Here is a 24,730-nt window from a genome sequence, read left to right on the forward strand (position 1 = left end):
GCGGGGGCTTCGATCTGCCCCCAGGCGGACTATGTTGCGGTCAAATCCCTTCTCGAAAATGCACGGCTGATCCACTTCGCGAAGCCTTTATTCGCGCGTACACGGGAAGGGTGCGCGGGATGGGCTACTTGAACGGTTCGGTCTGGCCCGATCAAGCGCGATGCCCACGGCCGTCGCATGGTGGCGGACCGCGGTGTTCTCGCGTGTGGGAGAGGCCATTTCGCGGGACGTCGGGCTCTCGGCGGTCGGTCGGGTTTGACCTTCATGAGGTTGGTGGGCTACGAAGTTGGGTATGCGGGAAAAGGAAAGATCGAGTGCCTGGGAGCGCGGGGCGCGGTATGTGCGGGCCGCGCCGTGGCCGTATTTGACCGGGACCGGAGCGCTGTTGCTCGCCTTCGGATTGAAGGGGGTGGGCGTGGCTCACTGGTCGGCCGGGAATGTGGTGGTCGGGCTCGCCTTCGGGTGGTGGGGCGCATGCTGGCTGGCGGTCGCCTTCTTTGCCCTGGCCGACGGCGTGTCGCGGCATCGCGAGTACCGACGGATCAAGGCCATGCTTCTCCGGTACGGGTTCAACGAACGCATCCTGAAGCCCCTGGCCCGGTCGCGTTGCCAGCGCGACGCCGCCCTGCACGCGGCCCGGGAGACCGGGCACCTGGACCGAGCCCGCATCTATTTCCACGGACGGGGCTACCGCTGGTACCACATCCTGCCCGATCTCGTGGTCCGCAACCCGCTGGCCTTTGCCAGTCCGGCGTTCTTGCGCACCTCGTTCCTGCCAGGCAAGAAACAGCGCGCCTGAACAGGCGCATGGGAAGCATCATGGGATATGTCTATCTGGCTCTTGCCATAGTCTGCGAAGTCATCGGCACAACGGCGCTCCAGGTGAGCGACGGGTTCACCCGCATCGGCCCGAGTCTGCTGGTGGTGGCCGGGTACGGGCTGGCCTTCTTTCTATTCGCCCTGGTTCTCAGGACCATTCCCATGGGCGTGGCTTACGCCATCTGGGCGGGCCTGGGCATCGTGCTCATCGGCCTGGTCGGGGTGGTCGTCTACAAGCAGTCCCTGGACCTTCCGGCTTTGCTTGGCATGGGCCTCATTGTGGCCGGGGTGGCGGTCATCAATCTTTTTTCAAAGACCGTGGCCCACTGAGCCCTGTCGTCCGGCGATGAAAAAGGCCCGGAGCGCAACGCGTTCCGGGCCTTTTGGTGTCTTGGCGGAATGCCTAGAGCATTTCGTGCTGATAATTCTCGCCGCCCAGAAGGTCCACCATGTCGCGCAGGATCTTGAGGGTCTCCTGGGCTTCCTTGGGGTCGAGCTTGCGCAGGGCGAAACCTGCATGGATGATGATGTAGTCACCCAGCGCCACTTCCTCGTCCATGAGCATGATGGACGCCTGGACCGTGGTGTCGCCTTCGCCCACCTTGCAGGTGGCGACGCCGTCACTGATTTCAAGAATTTCTGCTGGTATCGCGAGGCACATAGATCTTCTCCATTGCGGGGTTCTTGTCCGTCCGAAGGGTATGGGAGCCGCCCGCGGCCTCCACTTCCTTGAGCACCAGGGCTTCCATCTGCGGCAGCCGGGCTTCGAGCTCGGGGGACAGGGCGGCGGACATGTCGTGGTAGTTGACCGGTTCGATGCCGAACAGGACCACTTGATCCGGCACGCTGCCGATGATGCTACACTGCGCCAGCGTGTCGAGCAAGTCGGTCTGGTGCAGGGAGTTCTTGAAGGCGCAGGCTTTGTTCAGGTCCTCGCCCAGCAGGCGGAATATTTCTCCCGGCTCGCCGTCGTTGAGCACGATGTCCACGATGATCAGGTAGTCCGACTCCATGATCGGCCCCATGAGCTTGAGCCCCAGGGTGCCGCCGTCGAGCACGGTCACGTTGTCGGAAAATTCGTATTTTTGCTCCAGATCTTCGGCCACCCGAACGCCGAATCCCTCGTCGGTGAACAGGATGTTGCCGACGCCCAGAATGAGAATGCGTGTATCTTTTTCAGGCATGACTTTCACTTAGTAGAGAGCCAAGGTTTTCGCAAGGTCTAAAACGAAAATCCGTGTCCGAAATCGGGCCGGGGAGCGGCTCCCGGCCCGATAAACGTGGTCCTAGATGACGGCCTCAATGAGCCGGGGGCCCTTGGCGCTCAGGGCTGAGCGCAGGGCGTCGGCGAATCCCCGGGTGGTCTCGGCGCGCACGGCCTGGACGCCCATGCCTTCGGCCAGGCGGACCCAGTCGAGGGACGGATCGTGCAGATCGAGCAGGGACAGGGCCTTGTCGCCCTTGGACGCGGCCCTGACCAGCTTGAGCTCCTGGTTGAGGACCGCATAGGAGCGGTTGGCGTAGAGCACGGTGACCACGTCCAGATTTTCGCGGGCCTGGGTCCACAAGGACTGCACGGTGTACATGGCGCTGCCGTCGCCTTCCAGGCAGACCACCTTGCGGTCGGGCGCGGCCACGGCGGCCCCGGTGCTGAGCGGCAGGATGCCGCCGATGGAGCCGCCGGTCAGGGCCAGATAGTCGTGGGGCGCGGCCTGGGCGAGCAGGTTTGCATAAGGTAGGGTCGAGGTGATGCCCTCATCGGTGACAATGGCGTTCTCGGGCAACAGGGCGGCCACGATGCGCAGGGCGGCCTCGGCGGTCAACGGACCATCGCCGGGCAGGGCGGGCGGGGCGAGCGGGACCATGGGGCAATCGGGCGAGGCGTTTACGGCCTCGGCCAGGTGGATGAGGGCGGCGTTGCCGTCCTGGCTCGCGTGGGCCAGGGTCAGGATGGCGCAATGGGGCGGGGTCAGCCAGCTCTCCTGGCCGGGATAGGCGAAGAAGGAGACCGGCGGTTCGGCCCCGACCAGCAGGAGCTGCTCGAATTCGTCGAGCCGGGCCAGGACGTCCTTGCCCCGGTAGGGCAGCCGTTCCACCACGGGCGCGCCCGCGCCGGAGCGCATGCGCGGGGTGAACGTGTCGCAGAACAACGTGGCCCCGGTCTTGGCCGCGACGCACCCGGCCGCATTGAGGCCATCGCCCCAGAGCACGGCCCCGCGCAGGAGAATGGCGGTTTTTTTGCCGTTGGTCAGCGCTTTGGCGGCCGCGTCCATGGCGTCCGGGTACACGGGGGCGGGGCCGGGCGCATCCAGGCCGGGCGCGGGGCGTTCGGCCGGAAGCCAGGCCGTGTCCGCGGGCAGGATCAGCGTGGCCACCTGGCCCGGGGCGACGCGCGCTGCGCGGACCGCTTCGGCGGCGTCCATGGCCACGGTGCGGGGGCTGCGCGGGCGGCGGACCCAGTGGGAGATGGCCTCGGCAAAGCCGACCACGTTGGAGGTCAGGGGCGCGTCGTAGCGCTCATGATAGGTGGCGTGATCGCCGACGATGTTGACCACCGGGGATTGGCCCTTGCGGGCATTGTGCAGGTTGGCCATGCCGTTGGCAAAGCCTGGGCCGAGGTGGAGCAAGGTGCAGGCGGGCTTGCCGGTCATGCGCGCATAGCCGTCGGCCGCGCCCGTGGCCACGCCTTCGAACAGGCAGAGGACCGGCCGCATGCCCGGGATGCGGTCCAGGGCGGAGACGAAATGCATCTCCGAGGTGCCGGGATTGGCGAAGCAGACCTCCACGCCGCTGTTGACCAATGTGGCGACCAGGCTGTCCGCGCCGTTGCATTCGCTGCACTGGCCGGTTTGGGTGATCTCAGGGGTATTTTGAGACATGATTCGACTCCTTTTTTGCAGGGTCTGGTGGAGAGACGGTCCCGGCCGGAGGCGAAAACGGAAATCCGGAGGGGCGACGGTGTCCCGAAAGGGGGGGGACAATCGTCTGCGAGCGTCGGCCCGGCGGGAACCGGGCTGTGCGGGACCGGCCGGGAAAACAGTTCCCGCCATTGCCGAGGGTAGCCAAGAGGGGGGTGGGGGTCAAGCCGTGGAGCGGCGATTCGTTGGACACAAAGCAGAACGGCGGGCCGCGACGATTGGTCGCGGCCCGCCGGGAAGGTTCGGGAAAGCGGCAGGTTAGAGGTTGGCCAGCAGGAGCTCGCCGAATTCCTTGCAGCCCACTTGGGTGGCTCCGCTGATCTGGGCGGCCAGGTCCACGGTGACCTTCTTGGCGGCCAGGGTCTTCTCCACCGAGGCGTGGATGAGCGCGGCGGCCTCATGCCAGCCGATGTGCTCCAGGAGCATGGCCCCGGACAGGATCAGGGAGCCGGGGTTGGCCATGTCCTTGCCCGCGATGGTCGGGGCGGTGCCGTGGGTTGGTTCGAAGAAGGCGAGCTTGTCGCCCATGTTCACGCCGGGGGCCAGGCCCAGCCCGCCCACCTGCGCGGCCAGGGCGTCGGAAATGTAGTCGCCGTTCAGGTTGGTGGTGGCGATGACCGAGTATTGCTCGGGGTACATGAGCACGTTTTGGAACATGGCATCGGCGATGCGGTCCTTGATGATCACGCCCTCGCCGTCCGCGCCCTCGCGCACGACGCGGCCCTTGTACTCCTCGTCGGCCAGCTCATAGCCCCAGGCGCGGAAGCCGCCCTCTGTGGTCTTCATGATGTTGCCCTTGTGGACCAGGGTCACGGACGGTCTGCCCTCGGCTATGGCGAAGTCCAGGGCCTTTTTGATCAGCCGCTTGGAGCCCGCCGGGGTGATGGGCTTGATGCCCACGCCCGCGGTGACGTCGATCTTGGCGCCCAGTTCGTCCACGAGAAAGGCGATCAATTTTCTGGCCTCCGGGGAGCCTGACTGGTATTCAATACCGGCGTACACGTCCTCGGTGTTTTCGCGGAATACGACCATGTCCACCAGGTCGGGCCGCTTGACCGGGGATTCGATTCCCTTGAAATATTTGATGGGGCGGATGCAGGCGTAGAGGTCGAAGACCTGACGCATGGTCACGTTCAGGCTGCGGTACCCCTTGCCCACGGGCGTATTCAGGGGGCCCTTCATGGCCAGGTCGGCTTTGGCCAGAGCGTCCATGGTCGCCTGGGGCAGGTATTCGCCGGTCTCGGCAAACCCCTTTTCTCCGGCCAGCAGTTCCCGCCAATCGAGTTGATTGGCTCCGCCATAAGCGATCTCCACGGCCTTGTTCAGGACGGGACGGCCTGCGGCCCAGACCTCGGCGCCGATGCCGTCGCCTTCGATGTAGTAGACAGTTCTAGTAGCCACTGGATCCTCCTGGGCAATGTGGTCGGGTGATTGCGAAATAAAGAAACGGACTATGACGTTTATTCGGCCGGATTGCAAGCGGCCTGGCCGGAGCCGTCGCGGAACGGGGCGGGCTTCGGCCTTGAAAATGATAAAATAACGGACAATTGGAGATAGCGTGCAGGCTAAATTGGAGATGGTCAAGGCCTTGTTGAGCGGCGGCGGGCGAGTGGTCGTCCTGACCGGCGCGGGCGTGTCCGCCGAAAGCGGGGTGCCCACCTTTCGGGGGCGCGACGGACTGTGGAAGCATCATCGGGCCGAGGATCTGGCCCGGCCGGACGCCTTTGCCGCCCACCCGGAACTGGTCTGGGAATTCTACAACTGGCGGCGCAGTCTGGTGAGCGGTTGCCACCCCAACGCGGCGCACCTGGCGCTGGCGGCCATGGAGCGGCAAATACCGAATTTTCTTCTGATCACCCAGAACGTGGACGGTCTGCATACCCGGGCGGGCAGCCACAAACTCCTTGAGATGCACGGTTCGCTGTGGCGGGTGCGCTGCACGGTCTGCACCCACGCCCGCGAGGATTTCAGCGATCTGCCGGACCTGCCGGACTGCCCGGTCTGCGGGCATCTGCTGCGGCCAGGCGTGGTCTGGTTCGGCGAACCGCTCACTCCGGGCGTGCTCCGGCTGGCCATTGAGGCGGTCGGCAAGGCGGACGTGTTTCTGTCCGTGGGCACGTCGAACCTGGTCCAGCCCGCCGCGTCCTTCTATCAACTGGCCAAGGACCACGGGGCCGTGACCGTAGAAATCAACCCCGCGCCGACCCCGAACACCGGGTTCATGGACTTCGCCCTGCACGGCCCTGCCGGGGAGATCCTGCCCGAACTGGCCGCCGGGCTGGGGGAGTGACGCGGTGTTCAGCGATATTCTGTACGAAACGTTGGCTCCCGAGCGGGAGTCCGAGGCCCGGCGATTGGTCCGGGATGTGTTCGCGGACTTCGTGGGTCCCGATTTTTCAACGCAGGGCCGCATCGCCTTCGAGTCCTTCCTGAGCGGGCATGCCTTCTCCCGCAGACCCGGCCGGGGGGTTGCGCTTGCGGCTCGACGGGGCGACGTCCTGGTGGGCGTCATCGAGGTGGTGGACGGCGGACACGTGGCTTTGTTTTTCGTTTCGGGCCCTTGCCGGGGGAAGGGCGTGGGGAAGGCTCTCATGCGGATGGCCGTGGGACGTTGCCGCGCGGAAAACCCGGACCTGACCGAACTGACGGTCAACGCCTCGCCGGGATCGGTGGGCGGCTATGCCAGGATGGGATTCGTTGCCGTGGCTCCCGAGCGGGAATCCGACGGCATCCGGTTCGTTCCCATGGTGTTACGCCTCACCGAGCCGGGTTCGAAGGCGGGCTGAGACGCGGATCGGGGCCCCGGACCGCAAAGGCGCGCCTCGGGATTTCGTGTTTCCTTGCCACGCGCCCGTGCCCCTGGTAATCATGAGCCCCAATTCATTGAAGTAGGAGACCAATCATGTCGATAATATGGAAGAGAGTCTGTTGCGTGGCCCTGGTTCTGGCCGCTTTGGCGGGCCTTGGCGCGTGCGGAGGAACCCACGAGGTCCCGACCATGAACGAGGACGCCATCCGTCAGGCCCTGGTCGGCAAGACCTGGACCCTGCGCAAGATCGTGGCCCGGAGCTATTCCGACGATCCCGCGCGGACCCTGAAATTCAACGCCGACGGTACGGTGGAGGGCTTCGGCGGATGCAATGCCTTCACGGGCACGTACACCCTGTCCGGCGACACCATTGATTTTGGCCCTCTGGCTTCCTCGCACAAGTCGTGCGGGCCGGGGCTGGACGAGCAGGAATATACCTACCTGACCTATCTGGGCCGGGCGGTTCGTCTCGAGATCGAGAGCGAGGGCTCGGAACTTATCCTGCTGACGGAGAATCAGAGCGAGATTCATTTCACTTCCGGGGAATCCTCCGGGTTTTTCTGGTAGGTTCGGCGCGTTCCGAACGCTTTTGCCGCCGCCGATCGCCCGCAAGGGGCGGTCGGCGGTTTTCGTTTGGTGCCGTCGCGTCGAAGCCGGGTTCCGTTCCGCGACGCCACTTGCGCCCGGACGGCTACCGCCGCAGCGATTCCTTCAACCGCATGATCCGTTCGAAGGATGCCCGAATGCGCGCTTCGGGGATGGTCCCATCGTTGACCATGCCCCGGATGAGAGTGTGGACTTTTTCCACGATGTTTTCGTCGTAGGCGAGATTGTTGCCGAAAAGGAGGATGTCCGCGCCCGCCTGGATGGCCCGGCGCACGGCCTCCCGGCGGCCGTACTCGTCGGCGATGGCCCCCATGTCCATATCGTCGGTGATGATCACGCCGCCGAAGCCGAGCTGCTCGCGCAGTAGGCCGGTGATGACTTTTCCCGACAAGGTGGCGGGGTACTTGGGGTCCAGGTGCGCGTTGAAGATGTGGGCGGTCATGATCATGTCGGCCTTGCCGCTCCTGATCAGCTCCCGGTAGGGAATGAGCTCGGTCTCGGACCAGGTGGTGGTCACGTCGGTCAGCCCCTTGTGCGAATCGCTGCCGGCGGATCCGTGGCCCGGGAAATGTTTGAGGCAGGAGAGCACGCCCGCGCGGTGGAGCGCATCCATGAAGATGGCGGCGCAGCGGGCCACCTGTTCGGGATCGCTGGAAAAGCTGCGTCCGATTTTGCCGATGGCCGGACTGTCCGGGTTGATGTTCACATCCACCACCGGCGCGAAGTCGAGGTTGAAGCCCACGGAGGCGAGGGTGGCCCCGACCGTGCCGCCCGCCCGGCGCACCCCGGCCTCGTCCCCGGCGCAGATGTCCGCCGCCGACGGCGTCTCGCGGAACCCGTACCGGGCCTTGAGCCGCTGGACCTTGCCGCCCTCCTGGTCCACGGCCAGGAACAGCGGGATGTCGGCGGCGGCCTTGAGGTCCCGGAGGAGGGTGCGGACCTGCTCCGCCGATCGGATGTTGCGCTGCCCGCTGCCCCAAAGCATGTCGTAGTCGAACAGGATGACTCCGCCCAGATGGCGTTCGCGGATGTCGCGGATGACGGTCGAATCCTGGTTCACGGAAAAGCCTCGGAATCCGGCCAGGATCATCTGGCCGATCATGGTGTCCAGATCGGCGGCGGAGGCCGGTGCGGGGAGCAGACAGAGGGCCAGCAGGAACAGGGCGGCGATACGGATGCGCATGGCGGGACTCGTCGGGCTGAAAGGTTGCGGAGCCGGGTCAGCATAGGGCGGGTGGTCCCGGGAGGCAAGGGGGAAACCTGTTTGCTCCGGACTGCAATTCCTATATATTGGGGCATGCCCGTTCACACGCCTCGTCCCGGATTTTTCCGCCGCGTTTTGCGCCATGCCTGGGGCGACCTCGTTCCTCTGGTGCGCGGCGAGGGTGCCGCTCCCCTGTCCCATCGGGAGGCCCAGTTGTGGGGGCTGGTCCTGGCTTCGCGCCACGTGCCCCACCGGTTGCGGCGGCTGTCCGCCGAGCAGGGCGGGGGCTACGCGGTCATGGTCCAAGAGTGGTATGCGGACCGGGCCGGGGAAGAAATCGAGCTCTATTTCGAGGAGAACCGGCCGGAGCCGGCCAAGGCGGCGTTGCCCGATCTGCGCCCCGTGGGCGGGCTGGAGCCGACCCTCTTCGGGCTGGCCCTGCTTGTCCTTTTCTATTGGACGTATTCGCGGACCTATCCCTCCCTCGGCCTCTATCCCGATCTTTGGGTTCGGCTGGGCAGTGCCGACGCCGGGGCCATTCTGTCCGGCCAGTGGTGGCGGCTGTGCACGGCCCTGACCCTGCATGCGGACGGCCCGCATGTCGCCGGAAACGCGGCCATCGGCGGGGTCTTCATCTGGCTGGTCGCGAGGCGCCTCGGCTCGGGCGCGGCGTGGTTGCTGACCATGGTCGCCGGGGTGCTCGGCAACCTGTTCAACTCTCTGGTTTTGGGCGTGCATCACGACGCCATCGGCTTTTCCACGGCTACCTTCGGCGCGGCCGGGGTGCTGGCCGGTATCGCCCCGTTCGGCGTGGGGGGCGGGCTGCATGGGATGGGCAAAGGCCCGTGGTTCGTGCGGTTCCGGCGATTTACCCGGACAGCGGTCGTTCCGTTCGGCGCGGGGCTCGGGCTGCTGGCCATGCTCGGGGCGGGAGACGGGAAGGGCAATATTGATCTGGGCGCGCACATCTTCGGTTTTGCTTCGGGGTTGGGCCTGGGCGCGCTCACCGGGCTGGCGGCCACCCGTTCCGGTCTGCCCGGCGGGCGAACGGACTTCCGGTTGTACGTCGCTGCGTTGGCCCTGCCCTGTGCCGCCTGGGCCTGGGCCTGGCTGGCATGATTTCAATGCTTGTGCTACGTTGCCTTGATCGGTATGGATGTCCCCCCAACCCGTTTTCATCAGGAGTTTCACGTGGCCGAGCCCGTTGTTGACATACAGGGTCTATACTACGCGCCGGGTGGCCTGCCCGTGCTGGAAGACGTCAATCTGCGCATTGAGCAGGGCGATTACCTGGCCGTGCTCGGTCCCAACGGCGGGGGCAAGTCCACCCTGCTCAAGCTCATGCTCGGCCTGATCCAGCCCGACCAGGGCTCCATCCGCGTGTTCGGGCTGCCCCCGGGCGAGGCCGGGGGGCGCATCGGCTATCTGCCCCAGCACACCGTGGTCGGCGGTTCATTCCCCATCACCGTGCTCGAAGCGGTCTGCATGGGCACGGTTCGGCCCGGATTCCGGGGCATGGCCGGGCGGCACTCCAAAAGCGACCATGAAAAGGCCCGTCGGGCCCTGGAGCGGGTGGACATGCTCGACTTTGCGGGACGCGGCCTGGCCCGGCTGTCCGGCGGCCAGAAGCAGCGCGTGTTCATCGCCCGCGCCCTGGTGGACGCCCCGGAACTGCTTTTGCTTGACGAGCCCACGGCCAGCGTGGATTCGTCCAGCCGCATGGCCCTGTATTCCCTGCTTAACGAATTAAATCGGGATATGACCGTGATCATGGTCAGCCACGACGTTTCCTTCCTGGCCTCGGGGGTCAAATCCGTGGCCTGCGTCAACCGCACGCTGCATTTCCACGGGGCCCCGGAGATCACCGACGATATGTTCGCCACGGTCTACGGCGGGGCCGGGGACCAGTGCTGCCCCGTGGAACTGGTCACCCACGGCCTTGTGCCGCACCGGGTGCTCGCTCCGCACGAGGGCGCGCAGGACGGCCCCGCGCCCTACAAGGGAGGGAAGGCATGATGGACGTCCTCGGCTACGATTTCATGCAGAATGCCCTGGCCGCCGGACTGCTGGCCAGCCTTCTTTGCGGGATCATCGGCACCTTGGTGGTGGTCAACCGCATCGTCTTCATCTCCGGCGGCATCGCCCACGCCTCCTACGGCGGAGTGGGGCTGGCCTTTCTCCTCGGTCTGCCGGTCCTGCCCGTGACCGCGGCTTTCACCGTGTGCATGGCCCTGATCATGGCCATGGTCACCCTGCACGCCCGGGAACGCGTGGACACGGTCATCGGCGTCATATGGGCTTCGGGCATGGCGCTCGGCATTATCCTTCTGGACTTCACCCCCGGCTACAATGTGGATTTGATGAGCTATCTGTTCGGTTCCATCCTGGCCGTGCCGCGTTCCGACATCTGGCTGATGGCCTGCATGGCCGTCGTGGTTTCCGTGCTGGTCCTGGTCTTCTACCGGGGGTTCACGGTCATGAGCTTCGACGAGGAGTTCGCCCGGTCGCGCGGCGTGCCCGTCAGCTTTCTGTACCTTTTGCTCATCGTCATGGTCGGCCTGTGCGTGGTCATGATCATCCGCGTGGTCGGCCTTATCCTGGTCATCGCGCTGTTGACCATCCCGCCTTTCATCGCCGAACGGTGGACCGGCTCGCTGCACGTCATGATGATCGCGTCCACCGTATTGTCCGCCATGTTCACCGTCATCGGGCTCATGCTTTCCTACGCGCTGGACCTGACCTCGGGGGCGTCCATCATCGCGGTGGCCGCCATCGGCTTTTTCATTTCCCTGCTCATTCCGCAGAGAACAGCCTAGGACGTAAGGGGGCGCTTTTTCCCATGGAACGGCTTTTGCTTATTACCCGCAACGGGTGTATGTTTTTTCCACATCAACGGCTTGGCGCATGACCATGGATTATAAGGAACAGCTCGAACAGGAAGGGTACGCCCGATACCGGGGCGCAGTGGACGCCTCGGTGTATGAATATTTCAACTGCGACTGCTCGTGGAAGGCCCGGTGGTACCTGAAAAAGGGCCACTACCGCTGCTGTGGCTGCAAGGAGCGGTGCGAAACACGCGATCCCGAAGGGTTCCAACTCTTCCTCGACCTGGGATAAGCAAGGAAGGACAATGCGACGCATTCTCATCGCCCTGAGCCTGGTCCTGGCCCTGGCCTCCGTATCCGGTCCGGCCCGTGCCTCGGATTTCATGGATATGGATATCTGTCTGGGCAAGCAGGTCCTGGGACGCATCCTGTGCAAGGACCCTCAGGAGATCAACTATGTGGCCAAGGTCAAGGACAACATCTATCTCTTCTCCGTGTTCTACGCCAAGCAGGAAGCCCGGTTCGTGGTCGGCATCTCCAACAACAAGATCCGCGTCCAGGGCAAGGAATTTCTCAAGCTCACCCGGACCATCCCTTACGATTTCGACAAGGCCAGCAAGTGCGGCGTGGTCGAATATTCCTCCTCGGAGTGCACCCGGACCGACCCCATCGTCTGCTGCTCCGAAAAGACCGACGAAGATGTCAAGGAGGAGAAGTTCTGGGATCGTCCTATCCCCGACCTGCTTGAGGAGGACCTGAAAAAAGCCCTCGAAGTCCTGCCGCCCGAAGGCGGGCAGCCTGTTCAGGGCCAGCCGCAGAAAGGCCAGGACGCCTCTCCGGCCAAATAACGCCGATCGAATCGCCATCCCTGGCCCCCGACGCAATGCGGGGGCCTTCTTTTCACGAATGCCGGGAAGTCCCCGCCGTTCGGGCTTGCCTGACGCGGGGGGTGGTGATAGAGGGCTGGGTATGACGTATCTCAAGGAATTCAAGGGTGCTGTGTCCCGCTCGAAAAAGCTGGGGCTGGGGGAGGCGACGGTCGTCGAAACGGCCGTCGCCCTGGATCAGGCCGTGTTGAACGCCGTCGAGGCGACCGGGCACATCCCGTTCAGGCAGCGGGCGGTGCAGGGGCTGAACGTGAACTTCGGCATGTTCCACGTGCTGGCCAAGAAATTCCATATCCCGGGCGGCGTGCTGACCATGGGCAATGTGGCGGTGAATGGGGAGATGCGTTTCCCGGTCACGCCCGCGCATTTTCGGAAAATGGTCGAGAACGAATCGGGCGAAGACGCCCTGGGCACGTACCATCTGTGGACGACCTTGCCCGGCGGGATCATCCTGGATCACGTGTTGCCCTCGATCCTGGCCGGAGAGGGCGTTCTCAAGGTGGACGAGGCCGTGCCTTCCGAACGGTACCTGTACGGCCCGGCCGACGTCCTGCCCCACGGGATTACCTATCATCCCATGGTCACCGGGTTGGAGTTCCTCATAGCTTCGGGCACCGTGGACCGCGAGGCCATGGAGTATCTCATGGGCGAGAAATTCCCCAAGCAATACGCCGGCTGATCCGGTCGATCAATTCATCAGATTCCTGAGCCAGACCTGGAAGGCCGGTTCGACTTCGTCCCGGATGCGCACCAGATCCGGGCGGCCTCGGACCAGCAGGACAGGAATGACCGTGCCCGGCCGGTATCGCCGCCATAGGTTGTCCGGCAGCCGGGCCTGGGCGCGGCGGGCCAGCCCGTCCCGATCCACGTAGGTGTAGTCGATGACCACCCGGGCGTGAGGATGCTCCGCGCTTTCGTCCGTGCGCAGGCGCAGTACCAGGCCGGAGGAGGGCTCTTCGCCATACAGTCGGGCGCGTTCGGCCCGCAGGACGTCGTAGGGAATGGCGGCCAGTCCCCAGATGATGAGCGAAACGGCCGCAACTCCGAAGAGGATGCGGATCAGCCGTTGCGTTTGCGTGCGTTTGGGGGTGGCGCCGGACAAGTAGACCATATTGCAGACAATACATCCGCCCCCCGCGTCGCGCAAGGGGGGCGAAAAAACGTCCCCATGTTCGGGCCGCGCTTGCCATTCCCCGATGGCCGGGGTAACAATACGCAGAGGCGGCCGGCTGCTGCCGCTTTGAGGGAATCAATATATATGCCAAATGATATCAGGCAATTGGAAGAAAGCATCCTGCGCATGACTGCTGTAGTTCGTGCCAAGCAGGCCGCCCTGACCGCCCAGAGCTTCGGCGAGGAGTCCGACCCGAAGCTGCGGCCCCGGGGATGGTGGGTCCTGGCCTGCGGCGAGCCGTTGGACGCGACCTCCTTCGACCAGCGGGAGATGGCGCGCCAGCATCTCTTGGCGGCCACGCGCAAGGCCGGACTGGTCCTGCCCGAAAATATCTGGGTCTGGGACGAGAACGGCACCGCGCAACTGGTCATCAGCACGGTTCCCTCCATCCAGCGCGCCAACATACTGGCCCGCAAACTCCGGGAAAAGGGGCTGACCATCCGCATCAAGCGTGAGGATTTCTAACCGCCGGGTGCGGTCGATTCGATGGGAAGGGAAACGCGCCCGCATGGCGCGAAAAAAGCCCCCGCGACAGGATCGCGGGGGCTTTTTTCGCCGGTGCGCAGGGGGGGCTACCCCTTGGATTCACCCAGGAAAGGGGTCAGTTCGGCCACGGCTTCGAACAGGAAATGGTCCACCAGGTGGCACAGCATGTGTCCGGCGGCGATGTGGATTTCCTGGATGATAGCGGTGTCATCCGAGGGGACGGTGACCAGGAAGTCGGACACGGAGGCCATTTCCGCGCCGCTCTGGCCGGTCATGCCCACGGTGACGATCTCATAGCGTTTGGCTTCGCGCATGGCCCGGATGACGTTGGTACTGGTGCCCGAGGTGGAGAAGCCTACCAGGATGTCGCCGGGCCGCCCCAGAGCAAGTACCTGCTTGGAGAAGATTTCCTCAAAGCTGTAGTCATTGCCGATGGCGGTCAGGGCCGAAGTGTCCGTGGTCAACGCCAGGCCCGGCAGGGGCGGGCGCTCCAGGCGGAACCGGTTGGTGAACTCGGCGGCCAGGTGCTGGCTGTCCGCGGCGGACCCGCCGTTGCCGCAGAACATGACCTTGCCGCCCCCGGCCATGCACACGGCCATGGCCCTGGCTATCTCGACCACCAACTCCGCCTTGGTGTCGAAGAAGGCCTTGCGTGCGGCCAGACCGGCCGAGGCGTGATCCATCACTTTTTGCAAAGCGGATTCAGACATGCGTTCCTCGTTTATGGTTGTGGTCGAAAATCGCCAGCCCTGCCTATACTGCCGAAATTCGTCCTTGCCAAGCCTTACCGGGCCTTCGGCGCGGAAAAGCCTTTTGTTCGACCGTGTTTTGCGGTACAGCGCAATGCTGCGCCCGACGCGGACCGTGTCCTGCCCGGGCCCGACTTCATTCAGACCACATCAAGGCAATCGAAGACCATGACCGAATCCAAGGAAAGCACCGTCAGGCTGCTGATCACCTGTCCGGACCAGCCGGGCATCGTGGCCGCCGTGTCCGGCTACCTGCACCGCAAGAACGCCAATATCATCCACTCGGACCAGCATTCCACCGATCCGGAAGGCGGCCGGTTCTTTATGCGCAACGAGTTTTTCCTGCCCGGCCTGGACATGGACGGGCTGGACGAACTGCGCCGCGAATTCGCCGAGGAGGTCACGAACGGCTTCGTCATGGACTGGACCCTGAATCCGGTCTGGGTGCCCAAGAAGATGGTCATCCTCTGCTCCAAGGTGGATCACGCCCTCATGGAGCTGCTCTGGCGCTGGAAGCGCGGCGATCTGGACGCCGAGGTGGCCATGGTCATCTCCAACCATCCGACCCTGCGCCGCGAGGTCGAGAATTTCGACGTGCCGTTCCACCATGTGCCCGTGGGGCCCAGTCTGCGCGACAAGGTCACGGCCGAGGACGCCATGATCGAACTCATGGGCGGCCAGACCGACCTCATCGTGCTCGCCCGCTACATGCAGATCCTGACTTCGGACTTCGTCAAGCGGTACGCCAGCCGGATCATCAACATCCATCATTCGTTCCTGCCCGCCTTCGTGGGCGCGGACCCGTATCGCCGGGCCTACGAGCGCGGCGTCAAGCTCATCGGAGCCACGGCCCATTATGTCACCGAGAAATTGGACGAGGGGCCGATCATCGAACAGGACGTCATCCGCGTGACCCACAGCCACACCGTGGACGACCTGAAGCGGCTGGGCGGCGACATTGAGCGCCACGTCCTGGCCCGGGCCGTGAAGTGGCACCTGGAGGACCGGGTCATCGTGGACGGCAACAAGACCATCGTCTTCCGCCGCTAGCCGGCAGCCATGGATTGATTTTGCGAGGAACCGCCGCCCGGCAACGGGTCAGGCGGTTTTTTGCACGCCGTATTTCTGCAGGATCTCGGTCAGCCGGACCGTCAGGTTGGTAGTGGTCCGGGCCACCAGCTCCAGGTTGATCAGGACCATGATATCCACCCGGAACACGGCCTGCTTCCACAATTCGGACAGCCGCCGTTGCAGTTCGGGCTCCAACGTGAGCATGGACATGGCCTCGCTCATCTGCCGGGCGGTCTTGTGTTTGAAGAGCAGGGTGCTTTCCCGGGTGACATCGTTGCCGAAGAGCTGCTTCTTGCGGATTTTGGACATGCCGGGCAACCCGTCCACGACTGGGGCGGGCACCCGTCGGGCGCGGGCGCTGCGCACCTGGATCTTGCCGCCTTCCTCGCGTCCGCACTCCTTGAGAATCTGGATGAAGCGGTTTTCGAGCAGGAAGAAGAGAATCTTTTCGAGCACCGGCAGGCTGAAGTCCTTCTTCAGCGGCAGGATGCCCTGGATCTGGTCCGGGACCACGTTTTCCATTGCCTTGTAGAAGTGGTCGCCGGTCACGCCCACGGCGATGGCCGCGCCCACGCCCAGCCCCACGAGTTGATCGAGCACGAATTTGAACCAGGCCTGTTCCTTTTTGCGTTCCTCGGGGGGCTTCCTTTCCGCTTCGCCCCGGCGCGTGGCCTCGGCTTCGGCCACCCGCGCCCGGTACTGGTTCTCGAATTCTTCGGTCACCGAGTCGGCGCAGGCGATGCGCGCCGCCTGCAACAACTCGCCGGCCGTCAGCCCGTCGAACTGCGTTAGGGATTGTAATCCCTTGACCAGCATAGCCTGGACCAGCTTGGCCCGTTCCTTGAGCCCGGGCTCTTCGCGGGTCGAGATATAGCTGTTCTGGATGCGGGTCTTGGAGATTTCCTGGTCCGTGGGGTTGAGCTTGGACAGGATGTCGTCGAACAGGAACCGGATGACCAGAAAGGTGCGCTCCTTGCAGATCTCGTACTTGTCGCCCTCCAGGATCTCCCGGTGGGATTCGGCCACACGGCTGGCTATGAATTCCTCCACAAAGGCGCTCCAGAAGGTTTGGTCCAACTGGTGCTTCTCGATGAGCGCTCCATACTGCTCCAGGCTCTGCTTGCCGAAATAGCGCAGGACCAGTTCTTCGAAATTGTCCGTGATCAGGGCCATGGCGTAGACGATGCCCTGAGCGCACTTGATCAGTACGGCCTCGGTGTTCAGGAGGGTCGCTTCCAGTTCCTCGCGCCGCGCCGCGTCCCCGGTCTTGACCGCCTTTTCGAAGTGGGCCAGCAGAGTGATGAACCGGCCCACCCGTTCATGGACGAATTCGTACCCCGGATGGCCCGTACGGCCGGACAGCAGCTCCCGGACGCTGCTGCGCTGCGCTTCGAGCATGGGGTATTCGTTGATGGCCGAGCTGTTGGTCTCCAGGATTTGCAGCAGCATCTCCCGTTCCGTGACCTCTCGCAGGGAGGAGCGCTCCTTCAGGGCGCGCAGTCTCTTTTGGTAGACGTCGAGGCGGGCTTCCTTGTCCGGCCTTGCGCCTCGGGCTGGTGCGTCTGTCATGGGCTCCATGATCCTTCATGCCGCTTGATGGTTGCGTAATCCTGTGCCATTGCCGCTTTTTCTGCAAAAGCATTATCACCAACCGCGCCGGAGTGGAAGAGGCGCGCCGCCCCTTGACCTTTCTACCTTGAGGCGGCCATAACCTTCCTGTGATCATCTGCACCAAATGCGGAGCCAAGAACTCCGACGAAACTCTGGTTTGCGGCCACTGCGGCAACAAGCTCCAGTCCTCACGCCGCGTTTCCGCGAATCCGGCCTCTGCGGACGCGCCGTTGGAACCGTTTCACCATCAAGGCCTTTCCCCCGATATCCTGCGTTCCCTCAAACGCATGCTCGAAGCTTGGGGCTATGTCCTGCTTCTGGGCGGGGTGGCGGTCGGCTGCATAAGCTACCGCGTCTGGTGGCCCCTTTATCCCACCGTCGCGGTCATAGTCCTTCTGCTGTGGCTGCGCCGGGTCTGACGCCCGGGCTTTCCTTCCGCCGAAATGCGTAATGCCCGCCACCTGTTCGGCAGCGGGCATTACATTCCACTATCCTCGGGCCCCCTTCCTCAAGAGGGCCTTCAGAACTCGATTAGTTGCACAGGCAGTCGCTGAAGACCACGCGGTCGGTGTATTCCGCCTGTTTGCCCTTGTTCCAGCGGGACACGGGTCGATAATAGCCCACGATGCGGGTGTAGACCTCGGCCTCCTGCCCGCAGGTGGGGCATTCGAAGTGTTCGCCCAGAATGTAGCCGTGCTCCTTGCAGATGGAGAAGGTGGGCGTGATGGAGATGTACGGTATCTTGGTCTTGGAAAAGGCCTTGAGGATGAAGTTCTTGAGGGATTTCGGCTCGGTCACCGCCTCGCCCAGGAAGGTGTGGAACACGGTGCCACCGGTGTACAGCGGCTGGAGTTGGTTCTGGTGTTCCAGGGCATAGAGCACGTCCTCGGAGATGCCCACGGGCAGTTGGGTGGAGTTGGTGTAGTAGGGAGTGCCGTTGCCCTGGGTCTTGATGTCGGCGTAAAGCGACTTGTCGATCTTGGCCAGGCGGTAGCTGGTGCCTTCGGCGGGCGTGGCTTCGAGGTTGTAGAGGTTGCCGGTCTCCTCCTGGAAGCGGGCGGTGATGCGGCGCAGGTGGTTCAGGGTGCGGCGCATGAGGCGCACGCCGCCCTCGGTCTCGATGCCCTTGCCGATGAGGTTCAGGCAGGCTTCATGCCCGCCGAGCAGGCCGATGGTCGAAAAGTGGCCCTTGTAGCCGTTCTTGAGGTAGCGCCTGGACCAGGGGAACATGCCCGCTTCGAGGTTGTTGTTGATGATCTTGCGTTTGAACTCCAGGGAATCCTTGGCCAGCTCCGCGTATTCCTCGACCAGGTCCAGGAAGTCGTCTTCGCTCTGGGCCAGGTAGGCGAGCTTGGGCAGGTTCAGGGTGACCACGCCGATGGAGCCGGTCAGGTCGCCCGCGCCGAACAGGCCGCCGGTCTTGTTGCGCAGCTCGCGCAGGTCCATCTGGAGGCGGCAGCACATGGAGCGCACATCCTCGGGGTTCAGGTCCGAGCTGATGAAGTTCTGGAAGTAGGGCACGCCGTATTTGGCGGTCAGCTGCATGAGCGTTTCGCCGATCTCGGATTCCCAGGGGAAGTCCTCGGTGACGTTGTAGGTCGGGATGGGGAAGGAGAAGATGCGGTCGGAGTGGTCGCCTTCGAGCATGACCTCGATGTAGGCCCGGTTGATCATGTCCATCTCTTCCTGGAAGTCGCCGTAGGTCAGATCGTCGTCGTACCTGCCGCCGACGATGGCGGGCTCCTTGGCGATGTGCTTGGGGGCTACCAGATCGAAGGACAGATTGGTGAACGGCGACTGGCCGCCCCATCGCGAGGTGGTGTTCAGGTTGAAGACGAACTTCTGCATGCACTGGCGCACCTGGTCGTAGGTAAGCGCGTCCTCGCGGACGAACGGAGCGAGGTAGGTGTCCACGTTGTTGAACGCCTGGGCTCCGGCCCATTCGTTTTGCAGGGTGCCGAGAAAATTGTTCATCTGGCCGAGCGCGGTGTCGAAGTGCTTGGCCGGACCCGCCGAGGCGCGCCCTTCGAGATTGAAGCCTTCGAGCAGCAGGTCGCGCAGGGACCAGCCCGCGCAGTATCCGGCCAGCCCGAAGGACAGGTCATGGATGTGGAAATAGCCGTGCTCATGGGCCAGGCGGATTTCCTCGGGATATTTTTCGAGCGCGTAGCGGGCCTGGACCGTGCCGGACAGATGCAGCATGAGCCCCTGGAAGGAGTGGGTCATGTTGGCGTTTTCGTTGACGCGCCAGTCGGCCTGGTCCAGATAGGAGTCGATGACGTCCTTGATGTCCAGGTAGGCCTCTTTCTGGGAGCGGAGCTGGCGGCGCTTTTCGCGATACAGGATGTACTTCTTGGCGATGTCGTACTGCCGACCCTCCATAAGCACCTGCTCGACCATGTTCTGGACGTGCTCCTGCTCGGGAATGTCCATGCCGTCGAGCTTCTTCTCGACATTGCGGGCCAACCGCCTGGCAAGGAGGGGATCTTTGATCCCGCTGGCGCTGAGCGCCTTGAAAACGGCCTGTGCGATGCGATCAGTCGACCAGGTTTCCAGCCGGCCGTCTCTCTTCATGATTTGGCTTGGCATGCTCCAGCGTCCTCCTTGGGGGCACGTATTTCTGAATTTTCAGTTCATGATTCGGGGGCAGATATCCTCGCGCAACAGCGATGTCGGCCTCGGTCAGGCCTGGCACCTGCGTGATGCGGAAGTAGAAGGCGTCGGGCAGGGCTTCGGCCATTTTGAAGATTCCGGCCATATTGGCGCGGGCCGCGATCTCGGACACGGCGTTGCCGGTCAGGGACGGATACTTGGCATACGGGCCCTTGACGTCCACGGCGAAGGTGTCCACGAGCCGTTCCTCAAGGAGTTCGGCAACCACTTCCGGGCGCATGCCGTTGGTGTCCATCTTCACGGGCAATCCGACCTTCTTGATCTCGAAAGCCAGTTCGCCCACGCCGGGCACTGCGGAGGGTTCGCCGCCGGAGATGGTCACGCCGTCCAGCCAGCCTGCCCGGTCGCGCAGGTAGGCTTTGATGCTCTGCGGGTCGAGGACGGGCAGCGTGTGCATGTCCCAGGCGAGTTGGAAGTTGTGGCAGGTGGGGCAGCGCAGGTTGCAGCCGCCCAGAAAGATGATGCAGGAGGTCCTTCCGGGCCAATCGCACAGGCTTAGGTTCTCGAACCCGCGGACAAAATTCCAGGCCCCTTTCGGCTCGTTCATCTCGACTCCTCAAGAAAAGGCATACCGCACCGGCGGCAGCACATGGCTAAGTAATGATGCTATCCGGGGATGTTGTTACCGTCACCACTCCCGGGGTGGGCGCGGACGCGTTTTTCGAAGAAAAAGGGCGTGGGCGCGTGAGGGGTAGCCTATCTCAGCGGCATAATTTTGTACAGGGTGGATCGGGAAAATATTTGGATACTCAAGTATATTTTGGCGATTATTGGCAGTTACAAGCAATTAAACTGCATATCAAAAAGTTTTCCACTGTTGTCAAAAAATGAACACGGCAGAATAGTTGGCTTTTTTCTAGAGTAAGTTTAGAAAAAAGTTTTTCCGATTTCAGAGGGATTCGTTTTCGACAGATGGGAAATGTGACGGGCGGGAAAAGATCGGCTCCGAGGCACTGAAAAGTACTTATCACAAGGGCTGCGGGTTGGGAACAACAAAATGTCGTGCTGGGCGGTATATTCCACAGGGAAAAGAACAATCTATCCGCGACATTTTTCTGGTGTCCGGCAAACCCCCGTCCGCCGGGGGACAGCGCATTGTCAATGCTATTGCAGTCTGTTTCGGGGTGAAATCACGGCACGGGATTTGCCGCCTTCCGGGTTTCTTGGCAGGGGGGCGGGAACGGCGTATAGAATGGGCAATATCCGATGCGTCCAATCGAGGAGGAACGCCATGCAGAGTGATATGCATTTTTATGGAACTTACGCCATGGCCCGGATTTCGGGTTTTTCGCCGGAAGATGCGCGGATCGTGGCCACCTCGGCCCAGTTCGTTGACGATTCGACCCTGGCCGAGCCGGTTTCCCTGGGCGGGCAGGGGTTTCTTCTGCCCGTGGTCTCATCCCACGGCGTGTTCGAACTGGCCAAGAATTCCAACGCCATCGACCAGTGGCGGGTCTGGCTGCCGTTCCATTTCCTGCCCGGCAACCGGGGCAATGATGCGGAGCGCAGGCTTATCTGCCTGTGGGGCGAGCCGGACAATCCGGTGGTCGAGGCGATCCTGAACCTGGCCCTGGGCGAGCGCCGGGAGGCCTATGGCCTGCATCTGCTCGGCGTGGTCACCCATGTGTTGCAGGACTCCTATGCCCATTACGGATTCTGCGGCATGGCCTCGGACCGCAACCGCGTTTTTCAGCAGACCTTGGAGGTGCTGAACAAGGGATCCCGCAAGGCATGGTTCGACGCCGTCTACAAGCACTTTGCCGGACGGTTCAGCGGCAAGGTCGCCGAGGAGACGCGGTTGGGGCATGCCGCGGTGGCGACCTATCCGGATCTACCGTATCTGAAATGGCGTTTCTCCTACGAGGAAGCCCCGGGTCTCGAACTCGAATACGACATGGAGAACCGCGACAATCCCAAGTCCTATTATCGTTCCTGCACCCGGCTGCACGCCTTGTTCCGAGCCTATCGCAACGGGCTGTCCTCCATGGAAAAGGGCAACGGGCACGAGTCGTTCGACCGAAAGACGGCGGCGGCCGTCCGTGGTATCCTGAGCACGGTCGAGCCGGATAAGAAGCGCCGTTGCGACCTATGGCGGAAGCGGATCGCGGACGGTTCGCTCTTCCCGGTCCAGCCCGGGGACGGGAAGGTGGACTACGACGACTCCGGCTGGCGGTTCACGGCCATGGAAAACAAGGCGGGTGCCGCGCTGACCGACGCCTACCTCTTCAGCCGGGCGGCGCGCCATTATCTCAACGCGGTCCTGACGGATATCCTGCCGGGCGTGAATCTGCTCGTCGTCTAGACGGGAGGCGGTCGCTTACTCGGCGGCTCGGCTGTCCACCAGGGCGTTGCGCTGGTAGGCGCGCAGACCGAACTCGGGAAGGGCGGCCAGAAGGTGGTCCATGATGTCGGACTTGATGTCCTCGTGCAGGGCCCAGGCGGTCTCGCTGGTGAAGCAGTAGATTTCGAGCGGCAGGCCGTCGTCGGCATGGGGCTGGAGCTGGCGCACGAGCAGGGTCATGTCCTGGCGGATCTTGGGATGGGAGCGCAGGTATTCCAAGGCGTAATGGCGGAAAAGCCCGATATTGGTCATGCGGCGTCCGTTGAGGGGCGAGGACGGGTCGGCCCCGGACGCGGCGTTGGCGGCGTCGATCTCCTTCTGGCGCAGCGCCATGAACGGGGCCAGGTCTTGGACCTTCTTCAGCCGTTCCTTGAGCTCCGGAGTCGCGAAGCTGATGGACGACTGGTCGATCATGATGGCCCGTTTTATCCTGCGTCCGCCACTTTGGGTCATGCTTTCCCAGTTCTTGAAGGGCGTGTCCAGGAACTTGAATGTCGGGATGGCCGTGACGGTCATGTCCCAGTTCTGGACCTTGACCGTGTTCAGGGCGATGTCGATGACCGTGCCGTCCGCGTCCATGGCGGGCATTTCGATCCAGTCCCCGGCATGGAGCAGGTCGTTGGCCGACATTTGGATGCCCGCCACCAGGGAGAGCAGGGTATCGCGAAAGACCAACATGAGCACGGCAGTCATGGCGCCGATGCCCGAGAGCAGCCCCCAGGGCGATTCGCCCAGCAGGATAGCCACCACCGAGATTCCGCCGAGCATGTAGATGAACAGCTTGATCAACTGCACGTAGCCCTTGATGGGGCGGCGGTTGGAGACTTGGAAGGTCCGGTACAGGGCCGACAGGGCGTCCAGGAGCTTGGACAGGATCAGGACCACGGCCACGGCCAGATAGGCGTAGATCAGGTGGTCGAGGACTCCCTTGAGCCCGGAGAAGAATTCCAACCCCCAGAAAAAGACCAGGGCCGGTGCCAGCAGCGCGGCCCGGGAAAAGAATCCGACCTGGAGCAGGATGTCGTCGAAACCGTTTCGTGTCCGCCCCGCAAAGGCCCGTCCTCCGCGCACCAGCAGCGCCCTGGCCAGGAAAAAGGCGAGCAGCCCGCCGACTATCAGAATACCGATCTTGGTCGCAAGGTCCAGGATCGGGTCCGCGTCGATGAGCGTGACGGGCAGGGTGAAGGACTGGTTGAAATTCACTGGAGGGCTCCTTTGTGCGCTTGATCTGCCCTGTTTATAGCAGATTTCTCGAGCCTTGAGAACCGGTTGCGGGGAGGGCGGTACGGTTTGACAACGGCCGCGATGTCCTCCATGCTCATAGGGAAAAGTCCTGAGGGAAGGTCATGAATTACTGGTTTATCATTGCCATGGCGGTTTCCACCCTGCTGGTTTTGTACCTGGGGTGGCGGCTGATCAATCCGCTGCACGTCGGCATCAGGCGCAAGGTCACGCTCTGGTTCCTGCTGGCCCTGCTCCTGTTCGGCCACCGGCTGACCTGGATGCTGCATCGGACCGACCGCGTCCAATTGGTGGCCTGCGATTCCATCGACTGGATCGGGTTCACTTTTCTCGGGTTCATTTCCATTCTGGTAGTTTTCATGTTGGCCCGCGACATCCCGAGCTTATTCCGGGCCATGGCCTCTGGCCTGAAACGGCTGTGCACCCGGCGCAGCCAACGGCCTTATTTTCTCGGTCCCAACCTTGGCCGCCGCCGTTTTCTGCTTAACGCCTCCAACGGCGTATTCCTGGCCGCGGCACTGCCCATGGCGGGGTTCGGGGTGTACAATGCCCGGCGCAAACCCTCGGTGATCCGAAACGAACTGCCCGTGCCCGGCCTGTCGGACGGCCTGGACGGCTTCACCATCGCCCAGATCTCGGACACGCACATTGGCCCGACCATCCGGGGCGGCTGGGCGCGCACGGTGGTGGCCGTGGTCAACGGGCTCTCCCCGGACCTCATCGTGCACACCGGCGATCTGGTGGACGGGGCCGTGGACGGACTCAAGGCGGACGTGGAGCCCTTCGGCGAGTTGCGCGCCCCGCACGGGGTGTGGTTCTGCACCGGCAACCACGAGTATTATTCCGGGGTCACCGAGTGGTTGGCGGAGGCGCGGCGGCTGGGCATGCGGCCTTTGGTCAACGAACATGCGATCATCGACACGGGCAACGGCCGGCTCCTGCTGGGCGGGGTCACGGACCTGCGCATGGGCGGGACCGTGCCGGGCCAGGAATCCTCCGCGGCCCGGGCCATGGCGGGCGCGCCGCCGCACGACGTGTCCGTGCTTCTGGCCCACGAACCCGATTCCGTATACGGGGCCGCCGCCGCAGGCTTCGACATCCAGTTGTCCGGGCATACCCATGGCGGGCAGTATTTCCCCTACAACTATGTCATCCATCTCTTTCAGACCTATGTGCGCGGCCTTTACGTGCACGGGAACACGTTGCTCTACGTGAACATGGGCACCGGCTACTGGGGGCCGCCCATGCGCATCGGCACCACCCCGGAGATTACCCTGCACACCTTGCGTCGCGCCTAGGCGCGACCGGCGAAAAC

Annotated in this window: 27 protein-coding genes; 16 read left to right on the top strand and 11 right to left on the bottom strand. The window is 63.5% G+C overall.

Translation table 11 applies throughout. The annotated features are described in order from the left end of the window. Positions 1-292 precede the first annotated feature (292 nt). A complete protein-coding gene (locus J0909_RS11910) occupies positions 293-799 on the top strand; it encodes a hypothetical protein (RefSeq protein WP_286181969.1) in 507 nt (168 codons plus the stop codon). Between the two features lie 17 nt (positions 800-816). Beyond that, positions 817-1,149: a DMT family transporter gene (locus tag J0909_RS11915; RefSeq protein WP_207263203.1), complete on the top strand. Its 333-nt coding sequence runs from the start codon at positions 817-819 to the stop codon at positions 1,147-1,149. Between the two features lie 73 nt (positions 1,150-1,222). Here the strand turns inward: J0909_RS11915 and J0909_RS11920 are convergent, their stop codons facing one another. The 4 genes from J0909_RS11920 to icd form a co-directional block, all read right to left on the bottom strand. Further along, positions 1,223-1,480: a HypC/HybG/HupF family hydrogenase formation chaperone gene (locus J0909_RS11920; RefSeq protein ID WP_207263135.1), complete on the bottom strand. Its 258-nt coding sequence runs from the start codon at positions 1,478-1,480 to the stop codon at positions 1,223-1,225. Beyond that, complete coding sequence (locus J0909_RS11925) at positions 1,449-2,003, bottom strand: HyaD/HybD family hydrogenase maturation endopeptidase (RefSeq protein WP_207263136.1); 555 nt, start codon at positions 2,001-2,003, stop codon at positions 1,449-1,451. The genes J0909_RS11920 and J0909_RS11925 overlap by 32 nt, the downstream gene beginning before the upstream one ends. Before the next feature lie 102 nt (positions 2,004-2,105). Further along, a complete protein-coding gene (locus tag J0909_RS11930; protein ID WP_207263137.1) occupies positions 2,106-3,698 on the bottom strand; it encodes an acetolactate synthase large subunit in 1,593 nt (530 codons plus the stop codon). A gap of 297 nt (positions 3,699-3,995) precedes the next feature. Beyond that, positions 3,996-5,138, bottom strand: coding sequence for an NADP-dependent isocitrate dehydrogenase (icd, locus tag J0909_RS11935; RefSeq protein ID WP_207263138.1), 1,143 nt, complete (start codon positions 5,136-5,138; stop codon positions 3,996-3,998). 157 nt (positions 5,139-5,295) lie between these two features. Between icd and J0909_RS11940 the strand changes: the two genes are divergently transcribed. From J0909_RS11940 to J0909_RS11950, 3 genes are all read left to right on the top strand, one after another. Continuing rightward, positions 5,296-6,027, top strand: a complete 732-nt coding sequence (locus J0909_RS11940; RefSeq protein ID WP_207263139.1) for an SIR2 family NAD-dependent protein deacylase — start codon at positions 5,296-5,298, stop codon at positions 6,025-6,027. Positions 6,028-6,031: 4 nt separating this feature from the next. After that, complete coding sequence (locus tag J0909_RS11945; protein ID WP_207263140.1) at positions 6,032-6,523, top strand: GNAT family N-acetyltransferase; 492 nt, start codon at positions 6,032-6,034, stop codon at positions 6,521-6,523. Between the two features lie 116 nt (positions 6,524-6,639). Further along, positions 6,640-7,113: an META domain-containing protein gene (locus tag J0909_RS11950; protein WP_207263141.1), complete on the top strand. Its 474-nt coding sequence runs from the start codon at positions 6,640-6,642 to the stop codon at positions 7,111-7,113. A gap of 124 nt (positions 7,114-7,237) precedes the next feature. Here J0909_RS11950 and J0909_RS11955 read toward each other — a convergent pair whose 3' ends face one another. Continuing rightward, positions 7,238-8,335 carry a glycoside hydrolase family 3 protein gene (locus tag J0909_RS11955; protein ID WP_286181972.1) on the bottom strand — a complete coding sequence of 366 codons (1,098 nt, stop codon included), beginning with the start codon at positions 8,333-8,335 and terminating at the stop codon, positions 7,238-7,240. 114 nt (positions 8,336-8,449) lie between these two features. Here J0909_RS11955 and J0909_RS11960 point away from each other — a divergent pair, with 114 nt between their 5' ends. The 6 genes from J0909_RS11960 to J0909_RS11985 all read left to right on the top strand — a co-directional run bounded on the left by J0909_RS11960 (position 8,450) and on the right by J0909_RS11985 (position 12,747). After that, on the top strand, positions 8,450-9,475 hold the full coding sequence (locus J0909_RS11960; RefSeq protein WP_207263142.1) for a rhomboid family intramembrane serine protease: 1,026 nt from the start codon (positions 8,450-8,452) through the stop codon (positions 9,473-9,475). A gap of 72 nt (positions 9,476-9,547) precedes the next feature. After that, positions 9,548-10,372 carry a metal ABC transporter ATP-binding protein gene (locus tag J0909_RS11965; protein WP_207263144.1) on the top strand — a complete coding sequence of 275 codons (825 nt, stop codon included), beginning with the start codon at positions 9,548-9,550 and terminating at the stop codon, positions 10,370-10,372. Further along, complete coding sequence (locus J0909_RS11970) at positions 10,369-11,172, top strand: metal ABC transporter permease (RefSeq protein WP_207263146.1); 804 nt, start codon at positions 10,369-10,371, stop codon at positions 11,170-11,172. Before J0909_RS11965 ends, J0909_RS11970 begins: the two co-directional genes overlap by 4 nt. A gap of 88 nt (positions 11,173-11,260) precedes the next feature. Beyond that, a complete protein-coding gene (locus tag J0909_RS11975; RefSeq protein ID WP_207263148.1) occupies positions 11,261-11,473 on the top strand; it encodes a DNA-binding protein in 213 nt (70 codons plus the stop codon). A gap of 13 nt (positions 11,474-11,486) precedes the next feature. Further along, entirely contained in the window at positions 11,487-12,029 is a 543-nt protein-coding gene (locus J0909_RS11980) for a hypothetical protein (RefSeq protein WP_207263150.1), read from the top strand. Between the two features lie 121 nt (positions 12,030-12,150). Next, a complete protein-coding gene (locus tag J0909_RS11985; protein ID WP_207263152.1) occupies positions 12,151-12,747 on the top strand; it encodes a hypothetical protein in 597 nt (198 codons plus the stop codon). A gap of 9 nt (positions 12,748-12,756) precedes the next feature. Here J0909_RS11985 and J0909_RS11990 read toward each other — a convergent pair whose 3' ends face one another. Beyond that, entirely contained in the window at positions 12,757-13,179 is a 423-nt protein-coding gene (locus J0909_RS11990; protein WP_207263154.1) for a hypothetical protein, read from the bottom strand. Between the two features lie 189 nt (positions 13,180-13,368). Between J0909_RS11990 and J0909_RS11995 the strand changes: the two genes are divergently transcribed. Next, positions 13,369-13,707 carry a hypothetical protein gene (locus J0909_RS11995; protein WP_286181973.1) on the top strand — a complete coding sequence of 113 codons (339 nt, stop codon included), beginning with the start codon at positions 13,369-13,371 and terminating at the stop codon, positions 13,705-13,707. 107 nt (positions 13,708-13,814) lie between these two features. Here J0909_RS11995 and J0909_RS12000 read toward each other — a convergent pair whose 3' ends face one another. After that, on the bottom strand, positions 13,815-14,438 hold the full coding sequence (locus J0909_RS12000) for a D-sedoheptulose 7-phosphate isomerase (RefSeq protein ID WP_207263158.1): 624 nt from the start codon (positions 14,436-14,438) through the stop codon (positions 13,815-13,817). 207 nt (positions 14,439-14,645) lie between these two features. Between J0909_RS12000 and purU the strand changes: the two genes are divergently transcribed. Continuing rightward, a complete protein-coding gene (purU, locus tag J0909_RS12005) occupies positions 14,646-15,527 on the top strand; it encodes a formyltetrahydrofolate deformylase (RefSeq protein WP_207263160.1) in 882 nt (293 codons plus the stop codon). A 48-nt stretch (positions 15,528-15,575) separates the two neighbouring features. Here purU and J0909_RS12010 read toward each other — a convergent pair whose 3' ends face one another. Then, positions 15,576-17,117, bottom strand: coding sequence for a hypothetical protein (locus J0909_RS12010; protein ID WP_207263162.1), 1,542 nt, complete (start codon positions 17,115-17,117; stop codon positions 15,576-15,578). Positions 17,118-17,266: 149 nt separating this feature from the next. Between J0909_RS12010 and J0909_RS12015 the strand changes: the two genes are divergently transcribed. Further along, on the top strand, positions 17,267-17,578 hold the full coding sequence (locus J0909_RS12015; protein WP_207263163.1) for a zinc-ribbon domain-containing protein: 312 nt from the start codon (positions 17,267-17,269) through the stop codon (positions 17,576-17,578). A gap of 112 nt (positions 17,579-17,690) precedes the next feature. Here the strand turns inward: J0909_RS12015 and J0909_RS12020 are convergent, their stop codons facing one another. Both J0909_RS12020 and J0909_RS12025 read right to left on the bottom strand, forming a co-directional pair. Beyond that, positions 17,691-19,748 (bottom strand): ribonucleoside triphosphate reductase, encoded by a 2,058-nt coding sequence (locus J0909_RS12020; protein WP_207263165.1) that lies wholly within the window; start codon positions 19,746-19,748, stop codon positions 17,691-17,693. Beyond that, positions 19,696-20,379 carry an anaerobic ribonucleoside-triphosphate reductase activating protein gene (locus J0909_RS12025; protein WP_207263167.1) on the bottom strand — a complete coding sequence of 228 codons (684 nt, stop codon included), beginning with the start codon at positions 20,377-20,379 and terminating at the stop codon, positions 19,696-19,698. Before J0909_RS12025 ends, J0909_RS12020 begins: the two co-directional genes overlap by 53 nt. A 684-nt stretch (positions 20,380-21,063) precedes the next feature. Between J0909_RS12025 and J0909_RS12030 the strand changes: the two genes are divergently transcribed. Beyond that, positions 21,064-22,134: a DUF6765 family protein gene (locus J0909_RS12030; RefSeq protein ID WP_207263169.1), complete on the top strand. Its 1,071-nt coding sequence runs from the start codon at positions 21,064-21,066 to the stop codon at positions 22,132-22,134. A 15-nt stretch (positions 22,135-22,149) separates the two neighbouring features. Here J0909_RS12030 and J0909_RS12035 read toward each other — a convergent pair whose 3' ends face one another. Next, positions 22,150-23,376: a mechanosensitive ion channel family protein gene (locus J0909_RS12035; protein ID WP_207263170.1), complete on the bottom strand. Its 1,227-nt coding sequence runs from the start codon at positions 23,374-23,376 to the stop codon at positions 22,150-22,152. Positions 23,377-23,519: 143 nt separating this feature from the next. Here J0909_RS12035 and J0909_RS12040 point away from each other — a divergent pair, with 143 nt between their 5' ends. Beyond that, positions 23,520-24,713 carry a metallophosphoesterase gene (locus tag J0909_RS12040; RefSeq protein WP_207263171.1) on the top strand — a complete coding sequence of 398 codons (1,194 nt, stop codon included), beginning with the start codon at positions 23,520-23,522 and terminating at the stop codon, positions 24,711-24,713. Positions 24,714-24,730: the final 17 nt, after the last annotated feature.

The organism is Desulfovibrio sp. Huiquan2017 (assembly GCF_017351175.1).
Lineage (GTDB): Bacteria > Desulfobacterota > Desulfovibrionia > Desulfovibrionales > Desulfovibrionaceae > Pseudodesulfovibrio.